This is a genomic window from Neobacillus drentensis (assembly GCF_021560175.1).
GTDB lineage: Bacteria > Bacillota > Bacilli > Bacillales > Cytobacillaceae > Neobacillus > Neobacillus drentensis_A.
This window is the reverse complement of record NZ_CP091110.1, coordinates 4,297,028-4,310,532: the sequence shown is the minus strand read 5'-3', so window position 1 is coordinate 4,310,532 and position 13,505 is coordinate 4,297,028. Positions and strand designations below refer to the sequence as shown.

General features: G+C 37.0%; 35 protein-coding genes. 34 read left to right on the top strand and 1 reads right to left on the bottom strand.

Going from position 1 to position 13,505, the window contains the following annotated elements:
- The first annotated feature begins 1 nt into the window (after nt 1).
- The 14 genes from L1999_RS20360 to L1999_RS20300 all read left to right on the top strand — a co-directional run bounded on the left by L1999_RS20360 (nt 2) and on the right by L1999_RS20300 (nt 4,359).
- Complete coding sequence (locus tag L1999_RS20360; protein WP_235740238.1) at nt 2-193, top strand: helix-turn-helix domain-containing protein; 192 nt, start codon at nt 2-4, stop codon at nt 191-193.
- Nucleotides 190-621 carry an HNH endonuclease gene (locus tag L1999_RS20355; protein ID WP_235740237.1) on the top strand — a complete coding sequence of 144 codons (432 nt, stop codon included), beginning with the start codon at nt 190-192 and terminating at the stop codon, nt 619-621. Before L1999_RS20360 ends, L1999_RS20355 begins: the two co-directional genes overlap by 4 nt.
- Before the next feature lie 106 nt (nt 622-727).
- Complete coding sequence (locus tag L1999_RS20350; protein WP_235740236.1) at nt 728-916, top strand: hypothetical protein; 189 nt, start codon at nt 728-730, stop codon at nt 914-916.
- 24 nt (nt 917-940) lie between these two features.
- Nucleotides 941-1,252, top strand: coding sequence for a hypothetical protein (locus L1999_RS20345; RefSeq protein ID WP_235740235.1), 312 nt, complete (start codon nt 941-943; stop codon nt 1,250-1,252).
- Between the two features lie 55 nt (nt 1,253-1,307).
- Nucleotides 1,308-1,445 carry a YqaI family protein gene (locus tag L1999_RS20340; RefSeq protein ID WP_235740234.1) on the top strand — a complete coding sequence of 46 codons (138 nt, stop codon included), beginning with the start codon at nt 1,308-1,310 and terminating at the stop codon, nt 1,443-1,445.
- 30 nt (nt 1,446-1,475) lie between these two features.
- Nucleotides 1,476-1,625 carry a hypothetical protein gene (locus L1999_RS20335; RefSeq protein ID WP_235740233.1) on the top strand — a complete coding sequence of 50 codons (150 nt, stop codon included), beginning with the start codon at nt 1,476-1,478 and terminating at the stop codon, nt 1,623-1,625.
- A gap of 40 nt (nt 1,626-1,665) precedes the next feature.
- On the top strand, nt 1,666-1,851 hold the full coding sequence (locus L1999_RS20330) for a hypothetical protein (RefSeq protein ID WP_235740232.1): 186 nt from the start codon (nt 1,666-1,668) through the stop codon (nt 1,849-1,851).
- A gap of 64 nt (nt 1,852-1,915) precedes the next feature.
- A complete protein-coding gene (locus tag L1999_RS29700) occupies nt 1,916-2,050 on the top strand; it encodes a hypothetical protein (protein WP_275677146.1) in 135 nt (44 codons plus the stop codon).
- A complete protein-coding gene (locus L1999_RS20325) occupies nt 2,043-2,696 on the top strand; it encodes an ERF family protein (RefSeq protein WP_235740231.1) in 654 nt (217 codons plus the stop codon). The genes L1999_RS29700 and L1999_RS20325 overlap by 8 nt, the downstream gene beginning before the upstream one ends.
- 261 nt (nt 2,697-2,957) lie before the next feature.
- Nucleotides 2,958-3,236: a hypothetical protein gene (locus L1999_RS20320; protein WP_235740230.1), complete on the top strand. Its 279-nt coding sequence runs from the start codon at nt 2,958-2,960 to the stop codon at nt 3,234-3,236.
- Nucleotides 3,205-3,456: a hypothetical protein gene (locus L1999_RS20315; RefSeq protein ID WP_235740229.1), complete on the top strand. Its 252-nt coding sequence runs from the start codon at nt 3,205-3,207 to the stop codon at nt 3,454-3,456. Before L1999_RS20320 ends, L1999_RS20315 begins: the two co-directional genes overlap by 32 nt.
- Entirely contained in the window at nt 3,457-3,615 is a 159-nt protein-coding gene (locus tag L1999_RS20310) for a hypothetical protein (protein WP_235740228.1), read from the top strand. It begins immediately after the preceding gene.
- A 32-nt stretch (nt 3,616-3,647) separates the two neighbouring features.
- Complete coding sequence (locus L1999_RS20305; protein WP_235740227.1) at nt 3,648-3,866, top strand: hypothetical protein; 219 nt, start codon at nt 3,648-3,650, stop codon at nt 3,864-3,866.
- A 19-nt stretch (nt 3,867-3,885) separates the two neighbouring features.
- A complete protein-coding gene (locus L1999_RS20300) occupies nt 3,886-4,359 on the top strand; it encodes a hypothetical protein (protein WP_235740226.1) in 474 nt (157 codons plus the stop codon).
- Between the two features lie 223 nt (nt 4,360-4,582).
- Here L1999_RS20300 and L1999_RS20295 read toward each other — a convergent pair whose 3' ends face one another.
- Entirely contained in the window at nt 4,583-4,795 is a 213-nt protein-coding gene (locus L1999_RS20295; RefSeq protein ID WP_235740225.1) for a helix-turn-helix domain-containing protein, read from the bottom strand.
- A 195-nt stretch (nt 4,796-4,990) separates the two neighbouring features.
- Between L1999_RS20295 and L1999_RS20290 the strand changes: the two genes are divergently transcribed.
- From L1999_RS20290 to L1999_RS20200, 20 genes are all read left to right on the top strand, one after another.
- Nucleotides 4,991-5,197: a helix-turn-helix domain-containing protein gene (locus L1999_RS20290; RefSeq protein ID WP_235740224.1), complete on the top strand. Its 207-nt coding sequence runs from the start codon at nt 4,991-4,993 to the stop codon at nt 5,195-5,197.
- Between the two features lie 98 nt (nt 5,198-5,295).
- Complete coding sequence (locus L1999_RS20285; RefSeq protein ID WP_235740223.1) at nt 5,296-5,559, top strand: AbrB/MazE/SpoVT family DNA-binding domain-containing protein; 264 nt, start codon at nt 5,296-5,298, stop codon at nt 5,557-5,559.
- A gap of 1 nt (nt 5,560) precedes the next feature.
- Nucleotides 5,561-6,343 (top strand): DUF4373 domain-containing protein, encoded by a 783-nt coding sequence (locus L1999_RS20280; protein WP_235740222.1) that lies wholly within the window; start codon nt 5,561-5,563, stop codon nt 6,341-6,343.
- Nucleotides 6,319-7,188: an ATP-binding protein gene (locus tag L1999_RS20275; RefSeq protein ID WP_235740221.1), complete on the top strand. Its 870-nt coding sequence runs from the start codon at nt 6,319-6,321 to the stop codon at nt 7,186-7,188. Before L1999_RS20280 ends, L1999_RS20275 begins: the two co-directional genes overlap by 25 nt.
- A gap of 305 nt (nt 7,189-7,493) precedes the next feature.
- Complete coding sequence (locus tag L1999_RS20270) at nt 7,494-7,691, top strand: hypothetical protein (RefSeq protein WP_235740220.1); 198 nt, start codon at nt 7,494-7,496, stop codon at nt 7,689-7,691.
- A gap of 184 nt (nt 7,692-7,875) precedes the next feature.
- On the top strand, nt 7,876-8,166 hold the full coding sequence (locus L1999_RS20265; protein ID WP_235740219.1) for a hypothetical protein: 291 nt from the start codon (nt 7,876-7,878) through the stop codon (nt 8,164-8,166).
- A complete protein-coding gene (locus L1999_RS20260) occupies nt 8,160-8,336 on the top strand; it encodes a hypothetical protein (RefSeq protein WP_235740218.1) in 177 nt (58 codons plus the stop codon). Before L1999_RS20265 ends, L1999_RS20260 begins: the two co-directional genes overlap by 7 nt.
- Nucleotides 8,336-8,590 (top strand): DUF3310 domain-containing protein, encoded by a 255-nt coding sequence (locus L1999_RS20255; protein WP_235740217.1) that lies wholly within the window; start codon nt 8,336-8,338, stop codon nt 8,588-8,590. Before L1999_RS20260 ends, L1999_RS20255 begins: the two co-directional genes overlap by 1 nt.
- Entirely contained in the window at nt 8,583-8,729 is a 147-nt protein-coding gene (locus tag L1999_RS20250) for a hypothetical protein (RefSeq protein ID WP_235740216.1), read from the top strand. Before L1999_RS20255 ends, L1999_RS20250 begins: the two co-directional genes overlap by 8 nt.
- Nucleotides 8,729-8,944, top strand: a complete 216-nt coding sequence (locus tag L1999_RS20245; protein WP_235740215.1) for a hypothetical protein — start codon at nt 8,729-8,731, stop codon at nt 8,942-8,944. The genes L1999_RS20250 and L1999_RS20245 overlap by 1 nt, the downstream gene beginning before the upstream one ends.
- Nucleotides 8,935-9,405 carry an HNH endonuclease gene (locus L1999_RS20240; RefSeq protein ID WP_235740214.1) on the top strand — a complete coding sequence of 157 codons (471 nt, stop codon included), beginning with the start codon at nt 8,935-8,937 and terminating at the stop codon, nt 9,403-9,405. The genes L1999_RS20245 and L1999_RS20240 overlap by 10 nt, the downstream gene beginning before the upstream one ends.
- A gap of 52 nt (nt 9,406-9,457) precedes the next feature.
- Entirely contained in the window at nt 9,458-10,312 is an 855-nt protein-coding gene (locus tag L1999_RS20235) for an adenine nucleotide alpha hydrolase family protein (RefSeq protein ID WP_235740213.1), read from the top strand.
- 16 nt (nt 10,313-10,328) lie between these two features.
- Nucleotides 10,329-10,730, top strand: coding sequence for a single-stranded DNA-binding protein (locus tag L1999_RS20230; protein ID WP_235740212.1), 402 nt, complete (start codon nt 10,329-10,331; stop codon nt 10,728-10,730).
- A 235-nt stretch (nt 10,731-10,965) separates the two neighbouring features.
- Nucleotides 10,966-11,295 carry a nucleoside triphosphate pyrophosphohydrolase family protein gene (locus L1999_RS20225; RefSeq protein WP_235740211.1) on the top strand — a complete coding sequence of 110 codons (330 nt, stop codon included), beginning with the start codon at nt 10,966-10,968 and terminating at the stop codon, nt 11,293-11,295.
- A complete protein-coding gene (locus tag L1999_RS29695) occupies nt 11,282-11,407 on the top strand; it encodes a hypothetical protein (RefSeq protein WP_275677145.1) in 126 nt (41 codons plus the stop codon). Before L1999_RS20225 ends, L1999_RS29695 begins: the two co-directional genes overlap by 14 nt.
- The gene (locus tag L1999_RS20220; RefSeq protein WP_235740210.1) at nt 11,397-11,687 is read left to right on the top strand and encodes a hypothetical protein; all 291 of its coding nucleotides are present in this window, start codon (nt 11,397-11,399) and stop codon (nt 11,685-11,687) included. Before L1999_RS29695 ends, L1999_RS20220 begins: the two co-directional genes overlap by 11 nt.
- Complete coding sequence (locus L1999_RS20215) at nt 11,684-12,022, top strand: DUF1523 family protein (protein WP_235740209.1); 339 nt, start codon at nt 11,684-11,686, stop codon at nt 12,020-12,022. The genes L1999_RS20220 and L1999_RS20215 overlap by 4 nt, the downstream gene beginning before the upstream one ends.
- A gap of 102 nt (nt 12,023-12,124) precedes the next feature.
- Entirely contained in the window at nt 12,125-12,535 is a 411-nt protein-coding gene (locus L1999_RS20210; protein WP_235740208.1) for a hypothetical protein, read from the top strand.
- Nucleotides 12,532-12,687: a hypothetical protein gene (locus L1999_RS20205; protein ID WP_235740207.1), complete on the top strand. Its 156-nt coding sequence runs from the start codon at nt 12,532-12,534 to the stop codon at nt 12,685-12,687. The genes L1999_RS20210 and L1999_RS20205 overlap by 4 nt, the downstream gene beginning before the upstream one ends.
- A 4-nt stretch (nt 12,688-12,691) precedes the next feature.
- Nucleotides 12,692-13,093, top strand: coding sequence for a DNA-binding response regulator (locus tag L1999_RS20200; RefSeq protein ID WP_235740206.1), 402 nt, complete (start codon nt 12,692-12,694; stop codon nt 13,091-13,093).
- The last annotated feature ends 412 nt before the right edge of the window (nt 13,094-13,505 follow it).

The window sequence follows — 13,505 nt, the reverse complement described above, 5'->3', positions numbered from 1 at the left end:
GGTGAAACGTAAAGAGGATTATCCATTAGTGCTAACAGTAACAGATATTATGGAGATTTTGGGAATTGGGAAAAGAGTCGCATATGCGTTGATGGATCAGAACGACTTTCCTACTGTGCGAATCGGTAAATTAAAACGAGTCAATCGGGATGCGTTTTTTGAGTGGATCGAAAAGCAAGGGCAAGTGTCATGAGTAGAGTGATTTCAGAAGAAAGAAAAGAGGGCAATAAACTAAGATCTAGGGTTCTTGCTCGGGATGGTTATATGTGCCGACTATGTGGCAGTGAGGAAAATTTGGAAGTTCATCATATGTTGGCTCTTGTCAATGGTGGTAATTCAACCATGAAAAATCTAATTACATTATGCGCTGACTGTCATTATTATGCTCCTGAAAATGGAAAGGAAGCAAACGAAGAGTACTTAAGACAACGAAATTTAGTTATTTATGAACACCTTATAACATATCCTGGTCCTTACGCTAAAATTGCCGTGGCATATATGGAGTTTTTAAAAGACAGGTCAGAAAAATATGTAAACTTAGGTTTTATCGATGAAGAGCAAAAAGAAAAAATCATTAGATATGAATTAAATAACTTGGTGGAAAGAGGTACAGCTTTATGAAAGTAATCATAGTGAACAAACCATCAGCCGAAACCGAAAAGAAGGTCTTTACCTACCTGGCGAAGATCCTTTCACAAAAACAAATTAAAAAAGGAGCGAGTTAGAAATGCTCGAGAAGATCGAAAGGTTAAAAGACAAACAAGCAGATTTGTCTTTAGATGCAGACCAAATGGCAGATGTAGCATTAGAAGCGATTAGGTTAGCTGAACAATTGTTAAAAGAGAATGAGCAATTAAAAGCAGAAAAGCAAGTGTTGTCAAATTACAAATTTATGTGGGATCAAGCTAAATACTAAATCAAATAAAAGGAGCGAGTTAATATGAACATTGAAAAAATCAAGGAATTTATCTCATTGCGTAGTGAGTTATTGGAATCAGGAGTTATCGGGCTGGATGCTTGGGAAGATAGAGTCCATGTAAGACACCTTGAATTAGTCGGTCAAAATGATTTGCACATCGAATTACGGGATGATGACAAGTATCCATATGAGTTATCGGTTTCAAAAGATGGAATCAAAATTTTTTGTATCGCTTCACAAGAAGTGCTTGAAAAACATTTTCCTCAATTTGTTGGCTTTATGTTAAATGATGTAAACCTTGATGGAATGGAGAGTGAAGAGCATGTGTCTTGAACATCCAACGATTACTGAATACAACAAAAAAGGCTACTTAGGAGGTAGAGAGGATATGGAAACTAAAAAAGATTGGTTCGGCTTTGACATTGATCCTGGTGACGAGGTAGTGGAATTTGATGGTGATATCGTGTTAAAGGAAAATCTTGAAGAGTATTTAAAAGCTAATGGTTTTGAATTTAAAACGGCTTAGACTTATATTGCGAAATTGGAGGAATTAAAAATGAAGGAATTACAAAGGCGTTTATTAGATATGGATGAACATGAGTTAAGGCAGTTTATTTATTGGTTTTCTCAAATGGTTTATGAGGTTGAAACACAAGAAAATATGTTAGCTGCTATTAGAGATTGGGAACAGTATCGTAATTCGTAATGCGAACAAATTATGAACCAAAAGAAAAGCGGTGATCAAAATGCAACATGTATTAGATGAATTACGAAAAAGTCTTAAATACCACATGCGCCAGCTTGAAGAAAATTGCCAGAAGATTAAGTTAAATGAAGAATCAAACGCTTTATTGAAAGAAAAAAACGAAAAACACCGTGAAGCTATTTCGGAAATGAGTCATTACATCGAGTCATTAGAACAGGCCGAATAGACTGCAATCTAGCTCGGCCCCTTTTAAAACAATTCTACAGACATTTTACCATAGGAGGATGGACATGACCATAGTTACGTTAGGTGACAAATATTATCTTCCGTTTTTAGGTGGATTCAAAGAGATCAGCAAAGAAATGGCTATGCGCTTATATGAAGAAAACCTTATTACACATGAAGAGGTGTTGGAATATGACTGAACAAGTTGAAGTTAAAGAAGAAGTGAAACCGTTAAACCTATTCCAGAAGATCCATGCGGTTATGAAAGATATTGAATACCTCAATAAAGACGACCTTATTAGTTTTAATAACACCAAATATAAAGCCATATCAGAAGAAAAGGTAACATCAACCGTCCGTGCAGCTCTTTTGAAATATGGCTTAGTAATCATGCCAGTAGAACAGGAACACCATAAAGAAGGAAACCTCTCCACAGTCAATACAAAGTACAAAATAGTCGATATAGACACAGGGCAGTATGAAACTATCGTCTCAAGCGGAACAGGCACAGACAGCCAAGATAAGGGTGTAGGGAAGGCTATGACTTATTCCTATAAGTATCTCCTATTACGCACCTTTGCTATTCCTACAGGTGAAGATCCTGACAAGATTTCTTCTGCTGAATTAGATGCCAAAGAACAGCCGAAGCTTGCCAGTGATAAACAGCTCAACCTTATTACAAACCTACTCAATAAAAAAGTAACGGAAAAGTGGAGTTTTGACACGCTATATCAAAATCTCAAGGGTAAAGTTGGTGCTGATAACGATATGGAAAATTGGACTATGAGTGAAGCTAAAAAAGCTATTGATATTCTACAAGCTAAAACGGAGAGTAAAAGCGCATGATGACCACTGTAACCCGTAAGCATCGCCACGAAATGGAGAAGGCTATCGAGGACCTTCTCCAACGTGGTTTCACTATAGTCTATGGACCTGCATACCACAGCACCGACACCGTTCAAAGAGGATCTTACAATTACCGTAGAAGTCGTTATGAATCAGTGAGTAAAGGAACAGCTTCGTGCTGGATTGCGAAGCTTGAAAGGAAGGACAAGAATAGCAAGCCTGACAAGGTTTAAAAAGTGATAGATTAGGAGGTTATCGAAAGTGGCAAAGGGTCAATGGACAAATAATTACTTTGCTGTCTACAGAGGGGATGAATTTTTAGCTCATGGTCCTGTTTGGGAGCTTTCCTGGAGGTTTAACATCCGGGAAAAGTCATTAAGGGAACTGTCTCATAAGTCACGATATGACAAGGTAGCTAAATCCAAAAACCCTAATGAATGGTTGGTTGCTGTGAAGGTGGAGGAATTAACAGACGATGACCTAATCATTAAGCAGAGGAGGAAAACCCATGTTGACGGATGCTCAGTGGAAGGTAGCTGAACAAAATGGAATACCTAGACAATACGTGCGAAATCGTCTTCAAAAAGGATGGAGCGAAGAACGTGCTATAACAGATCCCGTAAGGCCGTATAAGGGTTTATATAAAAAGTATTACCATAAATGCCGGGAAATCGGATTATCCAGAGAGGGCTTTAATAAGCGGCTTAGAATGGGGATGACTCCCGAACAAGCTGCAACCGAGCCAAAGAGAGGTGCGTAATTGAGTAACAAGAAAAGAGCCGTTACATGTACTGCTACCAAAACCATTATAAATGTTGATCTTGCTGCAGATATTCTTAGTAAGGTAGAAATGGGCCAATTGAATAAGGTTGTTGATAAGTTAGTGGAGTGGGATAAGAAAAATAAAGGGCGCAATTGACCTAAATTGCGTACTAAAAGGGAGTTGAGAAAATGCAAGGAACAAAAGCGAAAGAAGATACATTTTTCACCTCAAAAGCACATTCTAGTTATGTTGAGTTCAGACACGGACAAGGATTGGTTCCGATAATCACGCATGGGAGAACAGCACATAATTGGGAAAACCAAGGTGGTTATTATTTGCCAGTGTCAACTACACTAGAAACTATTGAAGTAAGGGCGAGATTAAATCCGAAATTAAGACGTAAATAGTGTTGAAAGGAATGATTAAATGGGTTGGCATACAGTTGAATGTATTAACTGCCATAATATGATTTTTGCAGAATCTAAAGATGAAGATATGATGTGTAATAAGTGTCAGCAATTGGAAGGATTACGAATCAAAGTTAAACAACAAGAAAACGTCATTAAGGAATTAGAAGGTTCTCTTGGATGGCATATTGAAACAAATGAGCGATACGAAAACGTTTTGAAGCACATTCAAAGAAATTACGAAGTTGAAGATGTTGATTATATTCCCATAACTGCATTGTATGAAATTCAATTATTTATCAAGAAAGCCTTAGAAGGTGCGCACTACGAACAAATTGTGACTTTAAGGAGGTGGATCACATGGAAAAATACGAATACCTCAACATCTGGGCCAGCATCAGCGAGTTACTTTATTATGCTACACATGAAGAATAAAAAAAAGAAGATGTACCGATTCAAACGGACACCTTCTCACGTTTCTTTTGTAGTATAGCTTCATATTTTAAGCCTTTTAGAATAAGATCAGCGATTGCAGCGGAACGATTATCTTTTCTCTTTTCAAACCTGTAATCATCAATAAGGGAAAACATTTGCTCTTCCAAAGAAATAGTAGTCGATAACTTTTTAGAATCATGTCTTACATGGGCCATTTGTGTTCGCTCCTTTTTTTAAATGATTTCGTATTACGTTATTACAGTATTACAAGGTGGCAAAAATTATGACTCGGCATCTTCCAGGTAAAGAAGATCGCTAACCTTACAGTTGAACAAATCACAAAGAGCAGCGATGGTATCTAAGCCGATCTTAGCAGATGATTCATTATACAGCTTGGAAATGGTGGTTCGGCTTAGTCCAGTTTTTTCGTGAACTTCTTGAATAGATAAATAATGTTTAGCCATAAGTACTCGAAGGTTATTTTTGACTTTCATCGTGTTCATCTCCTATCGGAACGTATTCATTTTAGTTACTATTGTGTTCACTAAAAGTCTATATTATTTTTATTGACATTTCAAGTACTTTTTGTTCGACAAGAATATTCAAGAACATTTATTCGAATCTTTAAACACAATTGTGTTTACTTGTACCACAATTGAGTGTATAATATAGGTAAGGGAGGTGAAATTTTGGAAATAGAGGTAAAGCTTTTGGAAATGATGGCTAGAAACAATATTCGTAGAATTGAAGAATTACACGAATTAACTGGCTTATCTCGTACAACTATCCGACAGATCCTAACCGGAAAGAAAAAATCTTTGTATTTCGATACCATTGGGATTCTGTGCGAAAAATTGAATTGTAGAGTAGAAGAATTAATTGCAGAAAAGGAGTAGGAGTATATGAATCTATTGGCTACTTGTTTTCTTTGTTTGGCAGCTTCAGCATTTGCGGTGATTTTAGGAGATTTTACATCTAAAAAGGAGGAAACAAAATGAAAGCATTAGGGATTGTAAGACACATTGATGATTTAGGCCGGGTAGTTATTCCAGCAGAGGTTAGAAAGGTGAATGGCTGGAAAGCTGGAACACCGGTTGAAATGCTTGCTACTGAAAACGGGTTATTTATTAACGAATACAAAAGTGATTTAGAAAAGAAAGCTTTACTTGATTCTTTATATGAAGTTTATCAATCTACAGAAAACGAAGCAGCTTACGAAATTATTGGGCGTGCGATTGACTTTGTAAAGAAGGGATAACATGAGCAAAGAAGCGTACTACTTTTCTCACGATGCTAACGCTCGTCAAGATCCAAAAATTTCAGCTTTAATGTCGGTCTATGGTGCCGAAGGTTATGGATGGTATTGGATACTGGTTGAAATGCTTAGGGAACAATCAGACTATGCACTTGATAAGCAAGGTAAATACACATTTAATGCTCTAGCTATGCAAATGCATTGCACAAGGGATGCAGCTGAAAAGTTTGTGCATGATTGTATTGAAGAATTTGAGTTATTCGATACTGATGGTGTGAAGTTTTGGAGTAATTCCTTGTTACGAAGAATGGCCATGAGAGAGGAAATATCTCAAAAACGTAAAAAAGCAGCTGAAAAAAGATGGTCAAAACAAGAAAAAGATACAAATGTTATGCAAATGCATAGCACAAGTAATGCAGATGGTATGCAAGGAAAGGAAAAGAAAGTAAAGGAAAAGAAAGAAAAAGAAATTAAAGTAAATAAAAATAAATACGCTGATTATGTTTCTATGGCTCAAGAAGAATATGAAAAACTTGTTGAACAATTCGGAGAGACAGGGGCAAATGAACGTATTGTAAATCTGAATCTGTATAAAGGCTCTAAAGGTGTGAGTTACAAAAATGATTACCTTACTATACTTGCTTGGGAACGTAAAAACTCTAAAGAACAAAAGAAATCAATTTTCAACCAGGGCGAGGAAAGTAAAAAGAGACAAGAAGTTATTAAACCTTTAACAACAGAAGAACAAGAAAGAATGAGTTTATGGGAGGAGGAATTACCATTTTAGCTATAGGGAAGACATTAGGAGGATTATTCGGACCTGATCGCATGAAAAACATTTTATTCCGAATGCATCCAGAATTAAAGGACATAGCGCAAAGTGTCCAATTAATGAAATTTGAATGTAGCCAGTGTAAAGAAAAAACAATAGACGGCTGGCAATATGAGTTAGACGGAGAGAAAAAACAAATAACAGCTGCTACGATTTGTAACAGCTGCGGAACAGAAGAATTAAGTCGCCAAGTAACCATTGAATTAGAAGAAAAAAGAGTCGGCCAACTCATATCTAATTGGTGGTACATGAACGACAAAGATAATTCAGGATTTAAAAATTATAATGTTACCAACAGTATAACACAAAAGGCGAAAGATAATGCAATTGCATACACACAATTATTTAGCCAAAATTCGCTAAAAGAATACAATCTTTTGATTATGGGCAATCCGGGAACAGGAAAAACACATCTTTCTAAAGCGATTGCCAGGACCTTAAAGGCAAGGGGCTTCAAAGTAGGATATATCCCAGCTGTAGAGTTATTCAACAAGATTAAGGCTACTTACAACACGGGATCTACCGAACGGCTCTTTGATGAAATGAAGCAATTAGACTTATTGGTTATTGATGATATGGGAGTCGAAACCACAAAGCTAAATGATGTTAGTTGGTCAGTCAGAACATGGAACGAAATTATAGATGCTCGTATGGGGCTTAAAAATATATGGACCACAAACTTAGATGATGCGACTTTAGGTGATGTTGTCGGACAACGTACTTTCTCAAGGCTATATGAGAATACAAGGTTTATAGACTTGTTTACGGATGATTACCGAAAAAACAAAAGGATTACTTAAGGAGTGGTACAGGTGAATTGGTTTACTGGAAGCGAAAGAGAAAGTTTAATCTTATTGTCGTGGGCTTTCAAACATCCCTACCTTTACACCTTTATTCGTTGTGCTAATCCTACTCTATATGTAGTAATCATTTTTGCTGGGTTTAAGGTAATGGGAGCTATGAGGGGCAGCAGATGGCAAAGAAGACCTTGATTGTACAGGATGATCGCTTTGCTATCTATGACCCTGTAGCGAGAATGTGGAGGATTTACCCTATAAGATAACAGTCATATTTACTGATATTACGCAATAAAGGGAGTTTTATTATGGGCAATGAATGGCTGAAAAAGCAAGTGGAAATTTTTAAAATTAACCAAGAGAATTTAGAACTTTGTCATAAAAATAATTTAAAAATGTTAGATTTTGAAGAACATATCGAGGTTTACGATAAAAACGATAAGTTGCTTAAAGTTTTATACTCGCCTAAATCTTTAAATTTTTATTTGAAAAGTGTTAATGGATAATACGAACAAAGTACGTCAAACGGAGGATATAAAATGTGTCCTAAATGCGCTGGAACAGGTGTCTATTACACAGAAGAGTCTATAGGGGTAAGGGTTAATCCTTGCTCCTGTGAAGACTCACAAGCCATGAGAGAAGCGGAAGAACGGGAATTCAAGCTTTATATAGATTGGGTGAATAAAAGATATGGTTGGAATCTTGGATGAAGTCGAAGAAAAAGACATTCGGATCACGGAAAAACGGCTGTTAAAATATCGCAGGAAATACATTTATGTGGCATTGGAAGAGGTTGAAGATGCGGAATTTATTTGGAGTCTTAGAGAAGTAAGGGAATTTGAGGAGTTATGGGATAGGGATATTCCTTTAAGTGAGATAGCGGAAACCTTAGAACGGACGGAATTTTCTTGTTTGCTCTTATCATTGGACCGAGTAATGAACGGAAAGATAAAGCCTAGAAAGGGATGGTGCATATGGTAAGAACACCATTTGAATATGATCGGATTTTTTACAACGAAATCATTTTAGAAATGGAAACACAATGGAATAGAAAGTTATCTGACCATGAAAAGCATGTATTGATTGAAGGCTATAAGTACGGCAGATTAGCGGAAATGGAAAACGAGATAAAAATCTTAGAGGTGAAATAATGACAACGGACGAATGGGAATTGCCAGTATTAGAATTTGAAGATGAAATAAACAAGCCTAGTCATTATCACAAGGGCGGTATTGATGTAATCGGGTTTTCCAAGCTGCATTACAGCAAGGAAGAGTTAAAAGGATTTTACCGTATCAACATTATCAAGTATGTGGATCGTTACGACAAAAAAGGCGGAGTCAAGAGCCTAGAGAAAGCGGAATTTTACTTAAAGAAGCTAAAGGAGCTGGAATCCAATGGGTGAAAAAGTAATCTATGACGAGCAATATCGCCAGTACAAAACAAATTTAGCGGAATTAATGCAGCAGCTAAACCCGAAACCGTCAATAGAGGTTATAGAAAAGTTGCTTAAAAAATATGAGGATGCTAGGAGTGGAAAGTAATGGGATTTGAGATTGAGCGTATTCCGACAGGTGATAGTTTAGAAGTTAAATATAATCAGCTTCAAAAAGAATATAACATCTTAGCGAATAAGCAATATCAAAGCTCTTACGATAATGAGAATTTAAAAAAACGAGTTGAGGACCTTGGAAAGACTCTTGCGCTTTATGAACGTGAAAATAAAGCTATGAGGGAGTTGCTTTCTATATGGATTTAGGCTGGAATCCGGCACCAAAACCAACATCTAGGCCGAAGGATCGACCAAAGTATAAAGAGAAGCGGCCTAAGAAAAAGAAAAATCCTAATCTGTACCGGGGCAGAATCATCCCGACTAAGAAAGAGCGCACCAGGATCACAGAAGAGGCCTATAAACGCATGATAAAAGAGTTTGGGGGCTATTGCCTGAATTGCGGCTATACTCCAATAGAAGCCCATCACATCGTTTTTAGATCGCAGATGGGAAGCGGTCAATGGAGAAACTTAGCACCTTTATGTAGTAGGTGTCATGGATTGGCACACAAATTAAAAAGTTATGCGGACCAATTAAGAGAAGATCGAGAAGCTCTTTATGGAAAATGGTTCTGGGCCGATAAATATACATTGTTCAAAGAAGGATTAATCCCAAATACAACAGATGAAGCATTTGAACGATTTATGAAAAAAGAAGAAAAAGCATAAAGAGATCCAATATATATTGTATGTCAAACAGCATGAGAACAGAAAGGGGAACATGATGATTAAACAAGAGTACGAGGATGGCAAAAAACACATACACGTACTAAGTATGGGTGGAGGAACACAATCATTAGCCTTAACTCTAATGTCCTTAGAAGGAATGATTAATAAAGTAATTCCCGATTACATCATCTTTTCAGATACAGGCAACGAGCCTAAATGGGTCCATTGGCAAGTAGAAAAGCTAAATAATTACATCAAAGAGAAGTATGGTAGGGAAATTATCATAGCGAAAGAACGAAATATTTATAACGATGTTATGAGAGCTACAGAGACAGGGGAACGAGTGGCAAGCCTGCCTTATCACACAACAGATGGAACAGGAAAAGAGTACTTAGATGGCATTGGGAAAAGACAGTGTACTAATGACTATAAGATCCAAGTCGTCAATAGAAAAGTCAGAGAGCTGTTAGGGTATAAGCCAAGACAGCGAGTACAAGAAGTGGTCCATATGTGGAAAGGGATAACGGTTGATGAAATCCAAAGAGTAAAGCCAATTTTCAACCCTAAATATACAGTGGCAGAACATCCATTTGTAGAAGTATTAGATATGGACCGTTCTAACTGTATCGCTTATGTGGAAAGAGTATTAGGGTTTACTCCTAAAAAATCATCATGTGTAATTTGCCCTTTCCACGACAACATGTACTGGCTAGAAATTAAGAAAGAAGAACCGGAAGAATTTGAAAAAGCATGTATTCTTGATGAAAAAATCAGAAGCGGCTTGAAATATAAAGATCAGTTATTCTTACACAAGTCCAGGAAGCCTTTAAGAGAAGTTGATTTGCAAGAAGATCAAATAACCATCGATGATTTTTTCAATGAATATGAAGGGTTCTGTGGTATCTAAATTAGGAGGTAATCAAATGAATATAACAACACTTATCGGACGTTTAACAAAAGAAGGAGATTTAAAATATAGCGAGTCAGGAACAGCCATTTATAAAAACAGTATTGCGGTTAATCGTAAGTTTAAAAAGGATGAAGCGGATTTTATTAACCTTGTTGCCTTCCAAAAAACAGCCGAACTGATGGCGAACCACTTAACCAAAGGGGATCAAGTAGGGATTGAGGGCCGTATTCAAATAGGCAGCTATGAAAAAGACGGAAAGAGAATCTACACTTTTGATGTAGTAGTAGACAACATTACTTTTATCGGCAGCAAGAAGCAGGATAAGCCAGCACCACAGCCACAAACAAGGGTAACAGAAGATCCTTTTAATGGTTATGGAGCGATTAATATTCAGGATGATGATTTACCTTTCTGATGCAGTGGGAACAAGCCAGTAAAAAACAACTAATGACCATACTTTTACATGAAGAAGCACCTCAATGTTACCTAAACGCAGCATTGAGGGAGCTTCGCCAAAGGGAACAGAGCAAACCGAAAATAATGGAGCTGTACAACTTCGGGTGGGATACCTGGTCCATAGCAGAAGAAACCGGAATCAATATAAAAAGTGTATCGTCCATGATTGGCGGTATAAATAGGAGAGGGATTCAATGAATTTAAACGATTACCAACAACACGCATTACGAACACATAACGAAGATTTAGGGCAAGTACAAGCGTTCGCTAATTACGCTTTAGGGCTAAATGGTGAAGCCGGAGAGGTTGCCGATCACATCAAAAAGGGAATCTTTCACGGCCACGAAATGAATCGTCACGAACTAGCCAAAGAGTTAGGGGATTGCTTGTGGTATATCTCTAACTTATCACACTTAGCTGGATTCACCTTGCAGCAGATCGCAGAAATGAACGTGACTAAGCTAATGAAACGATATCCAGAGGGCTTTGACAAAGAAAGAAGCGTGAACCGTGATGACAAGTGACGAACTAAGAGCCTTGTTAGAAATGACAACCAATTATTCTTTTGACTATCTTCAATCGTTAACCTATGAAGAACTACTTAAAATATACGAGGTAAAAACCAATGGGCGGTAAAGCGAGTAGAGACAAAGGGCAGAGAGCCGAAAGAGAGTTTGCTAAGTTAATAGGTGGTCATCGTGTGCCGTTGTCAGGGGCGCAAGAAGGATATCGAAATGATGTAATAGGTTTAGGTATGGAATGGGAAGTAAAGAGGCGGAAAAGTGGCTTTAAACAGCTGTACGAATGGATAGAGGATGAAAGAGAAAAGCCGGATGCAGTAGCGTTGAGAACAGACAACAAACAATGGTTGGTGTGCATGACTTTAGATAAATTCATGGAGTTGATGAAGAAATGAAGCAAATAATTGGGTTTGTCAGTATCTTTGTTCTATTGCTTGATTGGGGAATCTTTTTACAAACAAACACCCATGAATATACGGTCAAAGTAACAGATAAAACTGTAAAAAACACTAAAGAAGAGTCGAAGTACTTAATATTTACAGAGGATAAAGAAGGCACAACAAGAGTATTTAAAGATACAGATTCTTTGTTAAGATTTAAATTCAACTCATCAGATATGTACTCTCAAATCAAAGTCAATAAAACTTATAAGATTAAAACGTATGGGTTAAGGGTTCCTTTTTTCTCAATGTACGAGAACATTATTGAGGTTGAGAAGGTGAATAAATGATAATAGTTGCTTGTCTAATTAGCGGAATGATTGGATTTAGCACCTGTGCGATATTTTCAGCGAGACAGTACGAAAAAGGATTTAAGGACGGGCGTGGACAGTATGACGAATGAACCTAAAAAGGATTGGACAGACGATTATTTACAGGAACTAATCAAATACAATAAACAACTAAAGGCTATTCCAGAAGAAAGCAGAGTTCAGCGAATTGAAATACTCTCTAAACAACTTGTATTAATCGGCAAGTTAGCGGCAGAGTTTTCTGGTAAGTACAAAATGCTTTACGCAGCAAGGAAACGGCTACATGCAGAAGCTTACATCAAAGCAGAAAAGAATAAGGCAGCCGAAGCAGAGTTAGCAGTTGTTTATTTAAGGGTAGAAGAAGCCGATGCCTATGGTGATATGAAAAGATGGTCCAATGCGTTTGAAAGTACAAAAGAGGAAATCAATGCTTTGAAATACCAGATCAAGATTGATATTGAAGACGGATCAAGTAGGAGTGGTATTCGATGAATAATGAACGGTTAGCGTTAATAAAACAGGCTCTCGAGCAAACACAACCTTTAAGCGGTGCCTTACTGGAAGATGTAAAGTGGCTTATCAAAACCATTGAAGATCAACAAAAGGAATTAGACTCCTGGAGAAATGAATTTATGGGGGTATAGATAAATGACCTATAACAAGTTTCAGATATACGGCATCTTGAAAGATTACTTCTGGATGCTTCGAGAAATACAAAGGATTGACAAAGAGCTTATGAAAACAGACTTTCGTGGAACGGCTGTATATGGCATAGAAGCGACTTTACCACATGCGGTGGGTATTGTAGGGAAAGCGATTGAAAATGAAGTTATCAGGCGCTCTAAGAAGTCTGAAAGGCTAGTGGAATACATCAATAAAGTAAACTTCATTAATGAGAAGATGGACAAAATTACGGATGAGAAAGAAAAAGTTGTGCTGGATTGTTTGTTAGATGGGATGGATATATCAGCCATAGCGCACCATTTACGGATCAGCCGGAAACAGGTACATCTGTTGAGGGATAACATTGTAAATAAGATTAGTGAATAATTGAAATATATAACGTATTAAGAAAGGACGAGATAATGGGAATAAGTTGGTTGGATATAATCGTTAGTTTATTAAAGTTTGAAGGATTTACTGCTGATACATTTTGGCAAAAAGTATGGAGGATAGTAAGTTACCCACTACTTTTATTAGTGGCAATTGTTACAGCATTATGGTTTATTTCAATGCTAATTATCTTGTCATTCAAAAATAGGTAATGACGCTATACGAGAAAATAGCGAAGGAACACATTACACACTTTACACACATGTAACACTTTTTGAGTATTTAAAATAATTAGTTTAGAATGGATTTATAGGGTATCGGAAAATACCCTGACACGATTTTTGTTAGTATTCCCAGGCTTAGCTAGAGCCTTAGTAAGTATAAGCTACATCTATTTTTATCACACACA